This is a genomic window from Achromobacter ruhlandii (assembly GCF_902859695.1).
GTDB classification, from domain to species: Bacteria; Pseudomonadota; Gammaproteobacteria; order Burkholderiales; family Burkholderiaceae_B; genus Achromobacter; species Achromobacter ruhlandii.
The window spans coordinates 1-16,187 of sequence record NZ_CADIJL010000009.1; the positions used below are offsets into that span (position 1 = coordinate 1).

Below are 16,187 nucleotides of genomic sequence, written 5' to 3' on the forward strand. Positions count from 1 at the left end.
CCCGCCTGACAAGTATCGTCTGACTGCCTTGAGTTTGAATTGCTCATCGTACTTCGTCATGAAAAACACCCCAAAGATTGGATTGATGTCCAACTTTTGGGGTGCAGTTCAGCGAGTCAGGCCCTTTTTTCATGGTTGCCGCGCCGCGCGCGCCGGCCCGCCTCAGCGGTTCAGCGTCAGCCGCAGGCCGAAGGCGATCAGCGCGCCGCCGAACACGGCGCCCTGCCACTTCTGCACGCGCGGATGGGCTTGCATCCAGCGGCCCAAGGAGCCGCCCGCCAAGGCGCACAGCACGTCGAACGCCAGGCCCAGGCTCACCAGGATCACGCCCAGCAGCGCGAACTGCCGGCCGATCGGCCCTTGCGCCGGCGAGATGAATTGCGGCAGCAGCACCGAGCAGAACAGCAATGCCTTGGGATTGAGGAAGTTGGTCAGCACGCCGCTGAAAAACGCCGCGCCCAGGCCCGGCCCGTGCGCGGCCGCCTGCGCGGCCCGCGCCACGCCATAAGAGAGCGGTCCGGCGCGCAGCAACCGCGCGCCCAGCCAGATCAGATAGCCCCCGCCCACGGTGCGCGCCACATCGAAAGCCCAGGGATGGGCCTTGAACAGCGCCGCCAGCCCCAACGCCGCCAGCGTCACGTGAGCGGCGCGCGCCACGGCCAGCCCGCCGGCCACCGCCAGCGCCTGACCGCGCCCGCGCAGGGCCCCGGTTTCGAGCAGCAGGATCATGTCCGGCCCGGGCACCACATAGACAATCAACAATGCCCCAAGAAACAACGCCATATCGGCCATGATGCGCCACGCTCCGTGCTGCGGGAAATGGCGATCATTCTAGGGAAAAGGCCTCGGCATGTGCTTGCTATTCATACCAACCGGAATAACATGATTGGCATACTGAACCAATCAACCCTTCCTAATTCCAATTTCATGCCAAAACGCCAATTGGACGCCTATGACCGGCGCATTCTCGAGGCCCTGCAGCACAACGGCCGCCTCACCAACGTCGAGCTGGCCGAACAGATCGGCCTGTCGCCCTCGCCCTGCCTGCGGCGGGTGCGGCTGCTGGAGGAGACCGGCGTGATCCAGGGCTACGAGGCCCGGCTGGCGCCGGACGAGGTCGGGCTGGGCCTGACGGTATTCGTCGGCGTCAAGGTCGAGCGCCACCACGAGCGCGACGCCGAGCAGTTCCGCAAGGAAGTCCGCGCCCTGCCGGAAGTGGTGGCGGCGCACCTGGTGTCAGGCGAATCCGACTTCCTGCTGCAGGTGGCGCTGCCCGACCTGCGCGCCTACGAACGCTTCCTGCTTGGCACGCTGCTCAAGCTGCCCGGCGTCAAGGACATCCGCAGCAACTTCGCGATCCAGACCGTCAAGCCACAGAGTCCGCTGCCGCTGGACCACCTGGGACATTGAGCGCCGCCTGCCGCACCTTGGCGCTGCGCTGTTCGAAGCGCGCCTGCGACTGCGCCAGGTAGCGCTGCACGATGGCCGGTTCCGAGGTCCTGGGCGTGCCGCCGGGAAATGGCGGCTCGGGGTCGTATTCGATCTGCAGCTGGATCAGCTTGGCGACCTCGTCGCCGCACAACGTGGCCACCACTTTCAGGGCCATGTCGATGCCCGAGGTGACGCCGCCGGCGGTGAAGACGTTGCCGTCCACGCACGAGCGCGCATCGGTCGGCACGGCGCCGAAATGCGCCAGCAGTTCGCGCGCGCGCCAATGGCTGGAGGCGCGCTTGCCGCGCAGCAGGCCGGCCGCGCCCAGCAGCAGCGACCCGGTGCAGATGCCGAAGACGTAGCGCGCGCCCAACGCTTGCCGGCGCGTGAAGGCTGCCCAGTCCGGGTCGAGGATGGCATCATCCGTCCCCGGCCCGCCGGGCACCACCAGCAGATCGCAGGGCGGCGCCGACGCCAGGGTCTGGGTCGGCACGAAACGCAGACCGCGGTCGCTGCGTACCGGATCGGGCGTTTTTGCGACAAAATCGACGCTGAACCCGGGCGCGGCGGCGAGCACCTCGTAAGGCCCGGTCATATCGAGCTGGGTCAGCCCTTCGAACAAGAGAATATTGACATGCACGACGATGCTCCTTCACGGATCGGAACCGCCAGCGTAGACCGACACGCCGGCGCGCGTGCGCCAAATGCGGGCGCGATCGCGCCAAAACGCATTGTCTTCCTGCTGTACGACGGTTTCCAACCGCTCGACCTGGCCGGCCCCTGGCAGGCCTTCAGCGGCGCCAACGATGAAGGCGGCGCCGGCTATCAGTTGAGCACCGTCGCGGCCACGCCGGTGGTCGGCACCTGGGACCAGGGCCTGCGCATGCAGGTCAACGCCACCTTCGCCAGCGACGACGACGCGCCGATCGACATGCTGTTCGTGCCGGGCGGCCCTGGCATCGACCAGGCCGCCGCGCACGGCGAGACGCTGGCCTGGCTGCGCCGCCGCAGCCCGCAGGCGCGCCGCACCTGCAGCGTGTGCACCGGCGCCTTCCTGCTGGCCGCGGCCGGCCTGCTCGACGGCCGCCGCGTCACCACCCACTGGCGCTCCGCGGACCGCCTGCGCCAGCGGCATCCCGGCCTGAAGGTGGAAGACGACCGCATCTACATCGAGAGCGGCGCCATCTGGACCTCGGCCGGCGTGACCGCCGGCATCGACCTGGCGCTGGCCCTGATCGAGCGCGACGTGGGCGCCCAGGTGTCGCAGGATGTGGCGCGCCGGCTGGTGGTCTTCATGCGCCGCGACGGCGACCAGCGCCAGTACAGCCAGTCACTGCGCCTGCAGGACCGGTTGGCGGCGCCGTTTCGCGATCTGGTCGAGAAAATCGAGGCCAGCCTCTCGGCGCGCTGGTCCGTCGACGATATGGCCGATGCCTGCCATATGTCGCGCCGCACCTTCCAGCGCAAGTTCGCGGCGCATTTCGGCGTGACGCCGAGCGAGGTGCTGCGCCAGCTGCGGCGCGAACGGGACGGCGCGCTGCGCGCGGCGGGCCGGGCCTCGGGCAAGGTCCTGCGCCATGCGCTCGGGAGCGCCGGCCAGCCGCCGGGATCGGCTCGCACGCCATGAACGCATCCGCCTCCCCGTGTCCCGAATGCGGCCAGCCCCAGGTCATCACCGAACAGGGGTTGAGCCTGATCGCGCGCTGCGGCAGCTGCGGCTGGATGGTGGCGACCACCAACCCCAACCACCCGATCATGGACTGCACGCGCTACACGCTGCGCGCGCGGCCCGGCGACCTGGCCCCGGGCCGCGCCATCGCCCGCCTGGCGGTGGCGCTGGGCATCGGCGTCAAACAGGCGCGCGCGCTGATCGCCCAGGGCCTGCCGGTGGCCGAGAACGTCCTGGCGCTCGAGGTCATCCGACTGCATGCCGTGCTGGCCGGCGCGGGGTTGCAGGTGGAGATCACGCCGCCTTTCCGCTGGCCGCTGGACCCGCGCGACTGACGCGAGGCCGCCCGCCGGGTCCGCCCCGCCCCCGCCAAGGTCCTACCCCGCCAGCCCCACCGACATGCCGCCGCAGACATACAGCACCTGCCCGGTCATGAAACCGGCGCGCCGGTCCAGGAACGAGGACACGGCGTGCGCCACGTCCTCGGGCCGGCCGATGCGGCCGACCGGAATGGCGGCTTCCAGCGCCACCGTCCTGGGGTCTCCCGGCGGGTTGGACTGGTCGAACAACTCGGTGGCGATCGGCCCGGGCGCCACGGTGTTGACCGTGATGCCGGCCTTGCCCAGTTCCAGCGCCCAGGTGCGCGTCATGCCCACCAGGCCGGACTTGGTGGCGCCGTAGACCGTGCGGCCCGGCTTGCCCAGGCCGGCGCGGCTGCCGATGTTGACGACCCGGCCGTAGCCGGCCTGGCGCATGCCGGGCAGCAGCGCCTGCATCAACAGCAACGGCGCGGTCAGGTTCACCGCCACCATGCGCGCCAGTTCATCCTGGGTCACGGCTTCGATGTCGGCGACCTGGATCATGCCGGCGTTGTTGACCAGGTGCAGCACCGGCCGCGCCGCCGCCAGCGCGGCGGCCGCCGCGGCCGTGGCGGCGGCGTCGCCCAGGTCCACCGACTGGAAGCGTTCGCCGGGCAACGCCGATTCCGGCGGCCGGCGGCTGAAGTTGACGACCTCGAAGCCGTCCTGCAACAGGCGCGCGACGATGGCGCGGCCGATGCCCCGGCTGCCGCCGGTAACCAATGCGAGGGGGGGTGTCATTGCGCGGTGATTCCCTTGTCCTTGATGAGGCCGCCCCACTTGGCGCGCTCCTGGCGCTCGAACGCAGCCAGATCCGCGCCGAACAGCGTGCCGGGCCGGGCGCCCATGGTAGCGAAATTGGTGGCGATGGCGGACGTGGCCAGGCCGCTGCGCGCCGCCTCGATCAGTTGGCGCACCACCGGTTCGGGCGTGCCGCGCGGCGCGTACAGCGCGAACCACGCCGTCACGTCGAAACCCGGCAGGCCGGACTCGGCCACGGTCGGCAGGTCCGGCAGCGACGGATCGCGCGCGGCCGACGTGACCGCCACGCCGCGCACCAGGTTGCCGTCCTTGATCTGCGCCAGCGCGCCGGGCAGGTTGTCGAACAGCAGGTCGACCTGGCCGCCGGCCACCGCCGGCAGCGACGCCGAGGTGCCCTTGAACGGCACGTGCAGCATCGTCACGCCAGCCATGGCCTCGAAATAAGCGCCGGTCAGGTGCACCGACGACCCCACGCCCGGCGAGGCGTAGGTCAGCTTCCTGTCCCTGGACTGGCGCGCCGCCTGGATCACGTCGGCCACCGTCCTGTAGGGCGACTTGGCGCTGACGGCAATGACGTTGGGCGTGGTCGACACCAGCGCGATCGGCACCAGGTCGCGCTCGGGGTCGAACGTCATGTTGCTGTAGAGGAACTGGTTGATGGTCTGGGTGCCGATGGTGCCCAGGCCCAGGGTGTAGCCGTCGGCCTTGGCGCGCGCCACGTAGGCCATGCCGATGTTGCCGCCCGCGCCCGGCTTGTTCTCGACCAGCACGGTCTGCTTGAGCGCCGGCTGCAGCGCGTTGGCGATGGCGCGGCCAAAGATGTCGGCGCCGCCGCCCGGCGGATACGGCACGACCACGGTAACGGGATGCTCCGGATAACCGGCCGCCTGGACCGCAGGGATCGAGGCGGCGGCCAGCACGGCCAGCGCCGCAGCGGCCAGCGCGCGCCGCCCGGCGCGCCTGTGCAGGGAATGCGTCATGGATCTGTCTCCTCGCGAATCCGCTCGGGGCGGATTTCTTCTGGCTCCGCCTGGGGGCGGATGCTGTCGATGGGCGTCCGCGGGATGCGGACACTTCCTATAGTACGTAAATACGTACTATATTCACAAGAACACGAAAAAACACATTGGAGACAGACCATGAAACGCTGGACGCGCCGTCCCGAGGGATCGACCTGGGGCGACTTCGGGCCGGACGACGAGATCGGCCGCCTGAACCTGCTGACCGAAGAGAAAGTGCTGCAAGCGGTGCGCGAAGTGCGGGCCGGCAAGGTCTTCTGCCTGTCGCTGCCGCTGGACCTGCCCGGCGGCAACGTGCTCAACCCGCGCCGCCATCCGCCGCAACTCAAGCCGACCTTCCGCGACGGCACGCCCTACCTGAACTTCGCCATGGCGCGCCTGCAGCCCGAGGCCGTCGACGTGCTGTCGGATGACCAGGTCACGCTCAGCCTGCAATACTCGACCCAGTGGGACGGCCTGTGCCACGTCGGCGCGCAGTTCGACATCCAGGGCGACGGCCAGGCCCGCCGCGTCTACTACAACGGTTATGCCGCGGGCGTGGACGTGTTCGGCGGCGATGATGCCGCGCCCGACGCCTGCTGCCCGCCGGGCGGCTCATACGCGCGCAAGCTCGGCATCAACCGCTACGCCGAGAAAGGCATGCAGGGCCGCGGCGTGCTGGTCGACCTGGCGCGCGCCTTCGGCCCCGGCCGCACCCTGGTGGGCCATACCCAGCTGCAGGCGGCGATGCGCGAGCAGCGCGTGGTGGTCGAGCCGGGCGACATGCTGGTGCTGCGCACCGGTTTCGCCGAGACACTGGTGGAGATGGACGGCCAGCCCGACCCGCACCGCCTGGAGCAGACCGGCGCGGTGCTGGACGGCGCCGACCCGGCGCTGCTGGACTGGATCACCGACAGCGGCATCGCGGCGATCTGCGCCGACAACTACGCGGTCGAGGCCTATCCGGCCCGCACCGCCGGCCCCGGCCATTCGATCCTGCCGCTGCATCATCACTGCCTGTTCAAGTTGGGCGTGCCGCTGGCCGAGCTGTGGTACCTGAAGGCGCTGGCCGACTGGCTGCACGCGCAGGGCCGCACCCGCTTCCTGCTGACCGCGCCGCCGCTGCGCCTGCCGGGCGCGGTGGGCTCGCCCGTGACCCCCATCGCCACGGTGTAGGCCCATGACGTCGCTCCCCGCCCTGTTTTCGCGGCACCTCGACGCGCTGGCCGCGCACCACCCCGACCGCCCTGCCCTGATCGACCGCGATCAGGCCATCAGCCACGCCGACCTGCGCGCGCGCAGCCGCGCCCTGGCCGCCGGCCTGGCGCGCATCGGCGTGCGGCCCGGCCAGCGCGTGGCGGTATGGCTGCCCAACTGCGCCGCGTGGGTCGAGACCTTCCTGGCCTGCGCCCACCTGGGCGCGCTAGTGCTGGCGGTCAACACCCGCTTTCGCGCGCGGGAACTGGCCGACATCCTGGGCCGCGGCGGCGCCGACTGGCTGGTGTTCTGGCCCGGCTTCAAGGGCATCGACTTCCAGGGCATCCTGGACGGCGTCGCGCCCGAATCGCTGGCGCGGCTGCAAGGCATCGTCGCCGTGTCCGAGACGGACGAGCCCATCGCCGCCTCGCTGCGCGGCAAGCCGGTGCACCGCTACGCCGAGCTGCGCGCCTGCGCCGACACGCCCCCGCCGCCCCAGCCCGACGCGGGCGTGCTGTGCTTCACCACGTCCGGCACCACCTCACAGCCCAAGTTCGTGCTGCACGACCAGCGCACCCTGCTGCGCCACGGCGCGGCGGTGGCGCGCGCCTTCGGCTATGACGACCACAGCCGCGTGCTGGCCAGCGCGCCGTTCTGCGGCGCCTTCGGCTTTGCCACGCTGGCGGGCGGCCTGGCGCACGGCGCGCCGGTGGTGTGCGCGCCGGTGTTCGACGCGGCCGAATCGGCCGCCGCGATCCAGCGCCACCGGGTCACCCACACCTACGCCAACAACGAGGCGCTGGTCGCCATGATGCGGGCGGGCGCGCCCGGCGCGTTCGCCTCGGCGCGGCTGTTCGGCTTCGCCAGCTTCACGCCGGCGCTGGACCACATGCTGGATCTGGCGCGGGAAGCCGGCGTGCCGCTGACCGGGCTGTATGGGTCAAGCGAACTGATCGCCCTGGTCGCCGGCCAGCCGCGCGACCCGGCCGAAGGCGACGTGGCCGCGCGCCACCAGCCCGGCGGCACCCTGATCTATCCCGAGGCCCGCGTGCGGGCGCGCGACCCGGCCAGCGGCCAGGTGCTGCCGCACGGCGAATCGGGCGAACTGGAAATCCTGTCGCCCAGCCTGATGCGCGGCTACCTGGACAACCCCGAGGCCACCGCCCGCGCCTGCACCGACGACGGCTACTTCAAGACCGGCGACCTGGGCTACACCCTGAACCCGCGCCAGTTCGTGTTCCAGACCCGCATGGGCGACTCGTTGCGCCTGTCCGGCTTCCTGGTGAACCCGGTCGAGATCGAGCAGATGGTGGAGTCGCTGCCCGGCGTGCGCGCCTGCCAGGTGGTCGGCGCCATCCGCGACGGCAAGACCGTGCCCTACGCCTTCGTGCTGCTGCGGGACGGCGCCAGCGCCGATGCGCCCGGCTGGACGGCGGCCTGCAGACAGGCCATGGCCGGCTTCAAGGTGCCGGCCGGTTTCACGGTGCTGGACGCGTTCCCCTCGGTGGAAAGCGCCAATTCGGTCAAAATCCAGAAACACCGGCTGCGCGAGATGGCCGACGCCCTGCTCGCCGCCCCCGCCACCTCCTGACCGATCCGACCCATGCCCGCGCGCCCGCTTTTCTCGCACAGCCCCCAGCCGCTCTACCTGCAGGCGGCGGCGCTGTTTCGCAGCCATATCCAGAACCGCACCTGGCGGCCGGGCCAGCAGATCCCGCCGCTGGAAGCGCTGATGGAAACCTATGGCATCTCGCGCGCCACCATCCGCCAGGCCCTCGGCCAGCTGGAACAGGACGGCCTGATCCGGCGCTCGCGCGGCTCCGGCACCTTCGTCAACGCCGACCTGCCCGAGACGCCGACGCTGCTGATTCCCAAGACCTGGGCCGAAACCGTCGAACTGAGCAACCAGCTCGGCACGGTATCGCTGGTGGAGTCGAGCGCCGACTCGCCGCTGCCCGACACCCTGGGCATGCCGTGCGCGGCGGACCGCGGCGGCCGTTTCCAGTACCTGCGGCGCGTGCACACCACCGAGGCCGGGCCGTTCTGCTACAGCGAGGTATTCCTGGAAAGCAGCCTGTTCCGCAAGCACCGCGCCCGCATCCAGAAAAGCACCGTGGCGCCGGTGCTGGACCAGTTCTACGGCGCCCGCATCAGCGAGGCGCGCCAGGTGCTCAACGTGATCGAGGCCGGCCAGGAATCGGCCGAATCGCTGCGCATCCCGGTGTCCTCGCCGGTGGCCGAACTGCGCCGCTACGCCTGCATCGACGGCCGCGTGGTGTATTTCGCGCGGCTGGAATTCCCGTTCCGCAAGGTGCGCATGGAGTTCGACTTGTTGAGCCAGCGCTAGGCCGCATCGCAACCAGAGGCGCCAGGCGGACGCGCGGACACCCCGGCTTTGCCCGCGCGCCATCCGATCATCCCACTATAAAAGCGCCGCCCTCCAGCCAAGCGCCGCAGTACCCGCAAGCATCCGGCATAACCATAAATGGAGACAACCATGACCCCCATGCCCCGGATTTCGCAGCAACGCAGTAACCCGACAACCCGCCTCCCGCTGGCCAAACCCCTGGCAGCCGTGGCCGCCGCCTGCGGCGCCAGCCTGCTGTTCAGCGGCGCGGCCCTGGCGCAGGCCGCGCCCGCCGCCATCTCCGACGACATCGTCCGCCTCGGCCTGATCCTGGACATGAGCGGCGTCTACGCCGACGTGACCGGCAAGGGCAGCGCCACCGCCGCGCAGATGGCCATCGACGACTTCGGCGGCACGGTGCTGGGCAAGAAGATCGAGCTGCTGGCGGTCGACCACCAGAACAAGGCCGACATCGCCGCCGCCCGCGCCCGCGAGTGGTACGACACGCAGAAGGTCGACGCCATCCTGGACGTGGCCGGCTCGGCGCCCGCGCTGGCGGTGCTGGAGGTGGCGCGCGAGAAAAAGAAGATCGTGGTCTTCAGCGGCCCCGGCACCGAACGCATCACCAACGACCTGTGTTCGCCCTATTCGGTGCACTACACCTACGACACCTGGTCGCTGGCCAACACCACCGCCCGCGCCACCGTCGACCGCGGCGGCAAGAGCTGGTACTTCCTGACCGCCGACTATGCATTCGGCCACACCCTGCAGGCCTCGGCCACCGAAGTGGTGAAGGCCCGCGGCGGCACGGTGCTGGGCGCGGCGCGCCACCCGCTCGGCACCAGCGATTTCGCCTCGTACCTGCTGCAGGCGCAGGCCAGCCGCGCCCAGGTCGTCGGCCTGGCCAACGCCGGCGGCGACACGGTCAACGCCATCAAGGCGGCGCGCGAATTCGGCCTGACACAAGGCGGCCAGAAGATGGCCGGCCTGCTGCTGTACATCAACGACATCCACGCCATCGGCCTGGACGCGGCCGCCGGCCTGATGCTGACCGAGGCCTTCTACTGGGACATGAATGACCAGACCCGCGCCTGGTCGCAGCGCTACTACGACAAGCTCAAGAAAATGCCCAACATGAGCCAGGCCGGCACCTATTCCTCGGTAATGCACTACCTGAAGGCGGTGCAGGCGGCCGGCACCGACGCGCCGGACGCGGTGATGAAGCAGATGAAGGCCATGCCGATCAATGACTTCTTCGCCACCAACGGCCGCATCCGCGAGGACGGCCGCATGGTGCACGACATGTACCTGTTCGAGGTCAAGACCCCGGCCGAATCCAAGCGGCCCTGGGACTACTACAAGCTGGTGGCGACGCTGCCGGGCGACGAGGCCTTCATGCCGCTGTCCAAGTCCACCTGCCCGCTGGTGAAGGCGGCGGCGAAGTGAACGACGGCGGGCGCCGCCATCGCGGCGGCGGCCCGCCCGAAGCGCTGGCGCCGACACGGTTGCCCGCGCGCCCGGGCCCGCGCCGCGACCGCGTGGCGGGCTGGCGCGCGACTCATGCCGGCCGGGCGATCGCCTCTTCCAGCATATCCAGCCGGTCCTGCCCCCAGAACAGTTCGCCGCGATACATGTACGAGGGCGAACCGAACACGCCAGCCGCCACCGCCGCGTCGGTATTGTCGCGGTAGGCCTGATGCGCCGCCGGTTGTTCGGCGGCGGCCATCAGCGCCTCGGCATCCAGCCCCTGTTCCCGCAGGACGGCGCGCAGCGTGTCCGGCGACGAGATATCCCGGTCCTCGCACCATTCGGCCGCCAGGATGGCCTTGTACAAGGCCGCCACGGGCTGGCCTCGCGCATCGGCCGCGATCACGATGCGCGAGGCCAGCCCCGCGTCCGGGCACATGTAGGCCGGCGTCGGATTGACGTGGATGCCGAGCTTGCGGCACCAGCGCGCCAGCTCGGTCACCCGGTAGGCCTGGCGCTCGGGCGCGCGCTGGCCCAGCAGCACGCCGCCGGTGCGTGCGTAGACATCGGGCAGGTCCACCGGCAGGTAGCGGATGCGCGCCTGGTGGCGCGCCGCCAGGGCCTCCAGCCGGTCTGCGCCCAGATAGGCCCAGTCGGAATTCATCCAGAAGTAATAGTCGATGGTCTTCATGTCGTCCTCAGGTCCGCGCGCCGGCCGGCAGGCCCAGCTCGGCCCGCGCCGGCGCATCGCCGCGCATGCGCCAGGCGCTGAACACCGCGATCACGCCCAGCGCGCTCAGGTACCACACCACGTATTTCGGATCGCCGCCGGCGCGCGCCAGCAGCCAGGTCGCGACGATCGGCGCCAGGCCGCCGCCGATCGCCCCCGACACCTGCACCGCGAGCGAAATGCCGGTGTAGCGCACCTCGGCCGGGAACTGGCTGGAGAACAGCGTGCCCTCCGGGCCGTACAGGCAAGCGTAGACCAATCCCACCGCCAGGCATACCGCGACGATGATCCAGCCGGTCTGGCCCGTGGCCAGCAACTGGAAGAACAGCGGCGCGCACGCCAGGATGCCGACCGAGCCGGCCATGAACACCCATTTGTGGCCGACGCGGTCGCCCAGCATGCCGAACAGCGGCATGGTGAACAACGCCAGCGCCGCGCCCCAGATGGTGGCGTCCAGCATCACCGAACGGGGGATGCCCAGCGTGCCGGTGGCGTACGCCAGCGAAAACGTGACAACGGTATAGAACCAGGTGACTTCGGCCAGCCGCGCGCCCACCACCGTCCACAGCGCGCGCCGGTGGTGCTTGAGGACTTCGGCCACCGGCACCTCGACCTTGGCGCCCTGCTCGCGCATCCGCTCGAAGTCGGGCGACTCGGCCACCTTGACGCGGATGAACCAGCCCACCGCCAGCAGCACCACGCTGGCCAGGAACGGCAGGCGCCAGCCCCAGGACAGCATGTCCTGCTCCGGCAAGCCGGCCACCGCGCCCATCGCCAGCGACGACAGGATCAGGCCCGGCGCCACGCCGGCCTGCGGCAGGCTGCCGAAGAAGCCCTTCTTGCCCTCGGGCGCGTGCTCGACCGCCATCAGCACCGCCCCGCCCCACTCGCCGCCCACCGCGATGCCCTGCAGGAAGCGCATCAGCACCAGCAGCACCGCGGCCCAATAGCCGATCTGGTCGTAGGAGGGAATCAGGCCGATCAGGATGGTGGGCACGCCCATCAGCAGCAGCGTGATCAGCAGCATCGATTTGCGGCCGATCTTGTCGCCGTAGTGGCCGAAGATCACCCCGCCCAGCGGCCGCGCGAAAAAGCCCACCGAATAGGTGGCGAACGCGGCCAGCGTGCCGGTCAGCGGATCGAACGACGGAAAGAAGATCTTGTTGAAGATCAGCGCGGCGGCCGTGCCGTAGAGAAAAAAGTCGTACCACTCGATGGTGGTGCCCATCATGCTGGCCAGGCCGGCCGTTACGTAGTCCCGGCGCGAACGCGCGCGCGGCGTCTTGGTCGTCATCATCGTGACTTCCCCTTGAAAGTATCGTTATGGGTACGGCTGGGTATCAGCGGGCCGGCTGCGGCAGCGGCGCGATGCCGTGGGTCTGGCGACACCAGTAGTCGAAGGTGGCGCGCACGATCGACGGCTTGAGCAGGTAGTCGTGCGCCTCGCGCGCCAGCGCGTCGTCCACCGGCGTCAGCGGACCGAAGGCCTGCGCGCGGATCTGCATGCGGGCCGCGCGCTCCAGGTAGACCGACAGGTAGGTCGCCTCCTCGCAGCTGGCGCCGGCCGTCAGGTAGCCGTGGTGCGCCAGGATGATGGCGCGCTTGGCGCCCAGCGCGCCCGAGATGATGACGCCCTCCTGGTCGGCGATCGGCACCCCGGGCCATTCGCCCAGGAAGGCACAGTCGTCGTGCAGCGGCGTCATGTCCATCTGCGCGATCACCAGCGGCTGGCGCGCCGCCGCCAGCGCCGAGGCCCAGGGCGAATGGGTGTGGATGATGGATTGCACGTCGGGCCGCGCCTCGTAGACCCACATGTGGAAACGCGTCGCCGGATTGGCCATGCCTTCGCCCGTGAGCGTGTGCAGGTCGCGGTCGACCTCGATGAAGTCGGCCGGCGTGGCCTCGTCGAAGCCCAGGCCGAAGCGCAGCGTCCAGTAGGCGCCGGGGCGCTCGGAGCGCACGCTGATCTGGCCGGCCAGGCCGGCCTCCTGCTCGGTCATCGCCAGGATGCGGCAGGCGTAGGCCATGGTCTCCTGGATGCTGCGCGGCACGGCGCGCAGGTGCTGCGCCATCTCCTGGGTGGCGCGGGTGTCGAAGTACGCTTTTTCGCGCAGGGTGTTGTCCATGCTGCCGCCTCCTGATGCGGTTCGGGATGGCGCGGACGGATGCCGCGCCTTGCCGCACAGTATGGAAAGCACCCCCGCATCGAGCCATGCAGGCGGGCTCATAGCAGCTATTCGACGCGGCCGCGCCCGGGGCCGAGCGCGCCGCCCGAGGGTAAACAAGGAGGCCGCGGGATCAGCCCCGTGAACTCAGCCCCGCGCGATGCGGCGGGCGCAGTCCAGCAGCTCGCGCACCAGCGGCAGCGGCTGGCGTTGCGCCAGCGTGATGGCCACCACGCGCCGGCGCAGCACCGGGCTGCCAATGGCGACCTGGCGCAGTCCGTAATCGGTCAGCAGCTTTTGCGGGATGCGCGAGGGCAGAATACAGGCGCCCACCCCCGAGGACACCAGCTTGAGCATGGCGTCGATGGTCTCGGCCTCGGCCACGAATTCCGGCTGCAGCCCGGCGCTGTGGATCATCTTGCGCAGCGCGTAGTGCGAGGGAAAGCCCACCAGCCGCAGCGCCATCGCGCCCAGGTCCACGCCGTCCTCGGCCGCGACGCCGTCGCGCACGATCAGGCACATGTCGTCGTCGAACAGCGGCGTCGAGGCCAGCGCATCCGACGCCACGGCGGCGTCGTAGACGAAGCCGATGTCGGCCTTGCCGCTTTCCACCAGCGTCACCACCTCGGGCGAACTGCGGCCCATGACCGACAGGTTGACGTGCTCGCGGCTGCTGACGAACTGTGCCACCACGTCGGCCATGAAGTAGTAGCTGAGCGTGTGGACGGTGGCCAGCCGCACCGATCCCTGCGTCACGCCCTCGCGCTGGCGCACCGCTTCCAGCGCCTGGTCGATGGCGCGGTAGGCGGGCTGGATGCCTTGCAGCAAGCGCGCGCCCGCCTCGGTCAGCTCGACCCCGCGGCCGGTGCGCACGAACAGCGGCTTGCCCACGTGGGCCTCCAGCGCCGCCAACTGCCGGCTCAGGCCGGACTGGGTCTGGTCCAGGTCCTCGGCGGCGCGCGAGAGCGATTTCAATTCGGCAATGCGCACGAAATAGCGCAATTGCCGGTCCGGCGTGTCCATGCGGCTTCCCCTGCGGGCCCGCGCGGGCCCTGTCGTTATTCATCGCGCTCGAATCGGCGCGGCAGGGACAGTGTGCATCAAGGGCCGCGCCGCCACTACCGGGATTTGCGCTAACGCCTGTTCAGCCGGGCAGGAAGGCATAATTCATCAAGCCGGGCCGGAACGTTCATGGCCCAATCGCAGCGCGATGCCGCCACCGCCAACGCGCTCGAATGCCTCGACGAAGTGGGCGTGGACGGCGGGGCTCCCCGCCCAGCGCCAACGGCCCACGCCCAAGGACAACCGACATGACAACCCCCGCCTCGCGTCCCATCCCCGCCACCATCGCCGCCGTGGTGCGCGATGGCCATGTGCTGCTGGTGCGGCGCGCCAACCCGCCCGACCAGGGCCGCTGGGCCTTTCCCGGCGGCAAGATCGAAGCCGCCGAACGGCTCGAGGATGCCGCCGCGCGCGAACTGTTCGAGGAATGCGGGGTGCGCGCGCGGCCGCTGCAAGTCTTCGACGCGGTCGACGTGTTCGACCATGACGAGGCCGGCGCGCTGCGGCGGCACTACATCCTGATCGCGGTGCTGTGCCGCTGGCAGGCCGGCGAGCCGGTGGCCGGCGATGATGCGATGGACGCGCGCTGGGTGCCGCTGGCTGAACTGGACGGCCACACCCTGGCCACCAGCTTCGGCGTAGCGGCGCTGGCGCGCAAGGCGGCGGCGCTGGCCGCGGAGGCCGGCATTCTCTGATACCGTAGCCGTTCCGTTGCCGACGATCCGGCGCCCTCCGCGTCCGCCCCATGTTCGAACCCTACCTGTCCCGCTGGAACCTCGTGCCCGACGGCGCTCCCATCACGACCCATGCCGCCCGGCTGCTGCCAGTGCGCCAGGCCGGCGTGCCCGCGATGCTGAAGGTCGCGGTCGAGGAAGACGAGCGCCAGGGCGGCGTGCTGATGACCTGGTGGGACGGCCAAGGCGCCGCGCAAGTGCTGGCGCACGAGGGCGACGCGATCCTGCTCGAACGCGCCACGGGCACGCGTTCGCTCGCCGAGTACGCCCGCAACGGCCGCGACGACGAGGCCACCCGCATCCTCTGCGGCGTGCTGCGCGACCTGCACGCGCCGCGCGCCCGGCCGCTGCCGCCGCTGCGGCCGCTGGAGGAATGGTTCGTCGAACTGTGGCCGATGGCGCGGGCCCGCGGCGGCATCCTGGCGCACAGCGCGCGCCACGCCCGCGCGCTGCTGGACGATCCGCGCGACCCGGTGGTGCTGCACGGCGACGTGCACCATGACAACATCCTCGACTTCGGCACGCGCGGCTGGCTGGTGATCGACCCCAAGCGGCTCCATGGCGAGCGCGCCTTCGACTACGCCAACATCTTCTGCAACCCCGACCTGGCCGACCCGGAGCCGCCCGTGGCCATCGTGCCGGGCCGTTTCGAACGCAGGCTCGGGATCGTGCTGGAGGAGTCGGGACTGGAGCGCCGCCGGCTGCTGCAATGGGTGGTGGCCTGGTGCGGGCTCTCGGCGGCCTGGTACATGGGCGACGGCGACGACGCCGCCATCGACCTGGAGATCGCGCGGCAGGCGCTGTCGTTGCTGGAAGGCTAGCGCGGCCCGTCAAGGACGCGCGCGCCGCCGGCGCGGAAATACGATGAAACGACCAGCCGGTGTGATCCGGCGCGTATTGCGAGTAGGGTATGGAAAAGCGGTCTTGATTGCCTGGCACGTCGGCCGGTGCCGCCAGCAGGAACCCGAATCATAAATACCCTACGTTCAACACTGCGGCCCCTCCTCGCGGTGATCGCCTGCGCGTCGATCACCGCGTGCGCGAGCCGGACGCCCGCGCAGACCGACCTGCAATACCGCAGTCGGCCGGCCCCGCAGGCGCAGGGCGCGGCGGGCGCCCCGGGCGCATCGGACCAGCGCCTGACCATCCAGTCCGGCGAGGGAGAACGGCTCAACCTGCCCTGGTTCATCCGCGACACGCAGGAATGGATCAACACCAACTGACCCGGGCCCGCCCCCCTGAGCGCGCCGGTCACGCCGCGTCCGT

At 70.4% G+C, this 16,187-nt stretch carries 18 protein-coding genes; 10 read left to right on the plus strand and 8 right to left on the minus strand.

All coding sequences use genetic code 11. From position 1 onward, the window contains the following. Nucleotides 1–162: 162 nt before the first annotated feature. On the minus strand, nt 163–792 hold the full coding sequence (locus HV742_RS13035; protein ID WP_175145532.1) for a LysE family translocator: 630 nt from the start codon (nt 790–792) through the stop codon (nt 163–165). Nucleotides 793–927: 135 nt separating this feature from the next. On the opposite strand from HV742_RS13035, the gene HV742_RS13040 reads away from it, so the two are divergent. Continuing rightward, nucleotides 928–1,410 (plus strand): Lrp/AsnC family transcriptional regulator, encoded by a 483-nt coding sequence (locus HV742_RS13040; RefSeq protein ID WP_175145534.1) that lies wholly within the window; start codon nt 928–930, stop codon nt 1,408–1,410. Here HV742_RS13040 and HV742_RS13045 read toward each other — a convergent pair. After that, nucleotides 1,367–2,071, minus strand: coding sequence for a DJ-1/PfpI family protein (locus HV742_RS13045; protein WP_175145535.1), 705 nt, complete (start codon nt 2,069–2,071; stop codon nt 1,367–1,369). The two genes, HV742_RS13040 and HV742_RS13045, sit on opposite strands and share 44 nt — an antisense overlap. Here HV742_RS13045 and HV742_RS13050 point away from each other — a divergent pair. Both HV742_RS13050 and HV742_RS13055 read left to right on the plus strand, forming a co-directional pair. Then, entirely contained in the window at nt 2,066–3,058 is a 993-nt protein-coding gene (locus HV742_RS13050) for a GlxA family transcriptional regulator (RefSeq protein WP_080977450.1), read from the plus strand. The genes HV742_RS13045 and HV742_RS13050 overlap by 6 nt on opposite strands. Further along, nucleotides 3,055–3,435: a hypothetical protein gene (locus HV742_RS13055; protein WP_175145537.1), complete on the plus strand. Its 381-nt coding sequence runs from the start codon at nt 3,055–3,057 to the stop codon at nt 3,433–3,435. The genes HV742_RS13050 and HV742_RS13055 overlap by 4 nt, the downstream gene beginning before the upstream one ends. A gap of 42 nt (nt 3,436–3,477) precedes the next feature. On the opposite strand, the gene HV742_RS13060 is transcribed toward HV742_RS13055, so the two are convergent. Beyond that, a complete protein-coding gene (locus HV742_RS13060) occupies nt 3,478–4,200 on the minus strand; it encodes an SDR family NAD(P)-dependent oxidoreductase (protein ID WP_175145539.1) in 723 nt (240 codons plus the stop codon). Further along, entirely contained in the window at nt 4,197–5,201 is a 1,005-nt protein-coding gene (locus HV742_RS13065) for a Bug family tripartite tricarboxylate transporter substrate binding protein (RefSeq protein ID WP_063580526.1), read from the minus strand. Before HV742_RS13065 ends, HV742_RS13060 begins: the two co-directional genes overlap by 4 nt. Before the next feature lie 159 nt (nt 5,202–5,360). Between HV742_RS13065 and HV742_RS13070 the strand changes: the two genes are divergently transcribed. The 4 genes from HV742_RS13070 (at nt 5,361) to HV742_RS13085 (ending at nt 10,209) form a co-directional block, all read left to right on the plus strand. After that, a complete protein-coding gene (locus HV742_RS13070) occupies nt 5,361–6,395 on the plus strand; it encodes a cyclase family protein (RefSeq protein WP_059269938.1) in 1,035 nt (344 codons plus the stop codon). A gap of 4 nt (nt 6,396–6,399) precedes the next feature. Further along, complete coding sequence (locus HV742_RS13075; RefSeq protein ID WP_100508253.1) at nt 6,400–8,007, plus strand: AMP-binding protein; 1,608 nt, start codon at nt 6,400–6,402, stop codon at nt 8,005–8,007. A gap of 12 nt (nt 8,008–8,019) precedes the next feature. Continuing rightward, nucleotides 8,020–8,763 carry a GntR family transcriptional regulator gene (locus HV742_RS13080; protein WP_049074647.1) on the plus strand — a complete coding sequence of 248 codons (744 nt, stop codon included), beginning with the start codon at nt 8,020–8,022 and terminating at the stop codon, nt 8,761–8,763. A 150-nt stretch (nt 8,764–8,913) separates the two neighbouring features. Further along, complete coding sequence (locus HV742_RS13085; protein WP_211485722.1) at nt 8,914–10,209, plus strand: ABC transporter substrate-binding protein; 1,296 nt, start codon at nt 8,914–8,916, stop codon at nt 10,207–10,209. Nucleotides 10,210–10,321: 112 nt separating this feature from the next. On the opposite strand, the gene HV742_RS13090 is transcribed toward HV742_RS13085, so the two are convergent. The 4 genes from HV742_RS13090 to HV742_RS13105 form a co-directional block, all read right to left on the minus strand. Beyond that, on the minus strand, nt 10,322–10,921 hold the full coding sequence (locus HV742_RS13090; protein WP_175145541.1) for a 2-hydroxychromene-2-carboxylate isomerase: 600 nt from the start codon (nt 10,919–10,921) through the stop codon (nt 10,322–10,324). Nucleotides 10,922–10,928: 7 nt separating this feature from the next. Next, nucleotides 10,929–12,257 carry an MFS transporter gene (locus HV742_RS13095; protein WP_116793352.1) on the minus strand — a complete coding sequence of 443 codons (1,329 nt, stop codon included), beginning with the start codon at nt 12,255–12,257 and terminating at the stop codon, nt 10,929–10,931. Between the two features lie 43 nt (nt 12,258–12,300). Beyond that, nucleotides 12,301–13,086, minus strand: coding sequence for an aldolase (locus HV742_RS13100; protein ID WP_175145543.1), 786 nt, complete (start codon nt 13,084–13,086; stop codon nt 12,301–12,303). 186 nt (nt 13,087–13,272) lie between these two features. Next, nucleotides 13,273–14,148 (minus strand): LysR family transcriptional regulator, encoded by an 876-nt coding sequence (locus HV742_RS13105; protein WP_049074654.1) that lies wholly within the window; start codon nt 14,146–14,148, stop codon nt 13,273–13,275. 287 nt (nt 14,149–14,435) lie between these two features. Between HV742_RS13105 and HV742_RS13110 the strand changes: the two genes are divergently transcribed. The 3 genes from HV742_RS13110 (at nt 14,436) to HV742_RS13120 (ending at nt 16,144) form a co-directional block, all read left to right on the plus strand. Next, complete coding sequence (locus tag HV742_RS13110) at nt 14,436–14,882, plus strand: NUDIX hydrolase (protein ID WP_175145545.1); 447 nt, start codon at nt 14,436–14,438, stop codon at nt 14,880–14,882. A gap of 50 nt (nt 14,883–14,932) precedes the next feature. After that, nucleotides 14,933–15,742, plus strand: coding sequence for an aminoglycoside phosphotransferase family protein (locus HV742_RS13115; RefSeq protein ID WP_175145547.1), 810 nt, complete (start codon nt 14,933–14,935; stop codon nt 15,740–15,742). A gap of 150 nt (nt 15,743–15,892) precedes the next feature. Beyond that, nucleotides 15,893–16,144, plus strand: coding sequence for a hypothetical protein (locus HV742_RS13120; protein ID WP_175145732.1), 252 nt, complete (start codon nt 15,893–15,895; stop codon nt 16,142–16,144). Nucleotides 16,145–16,187 lie beyond the last annotated feature (43 nt).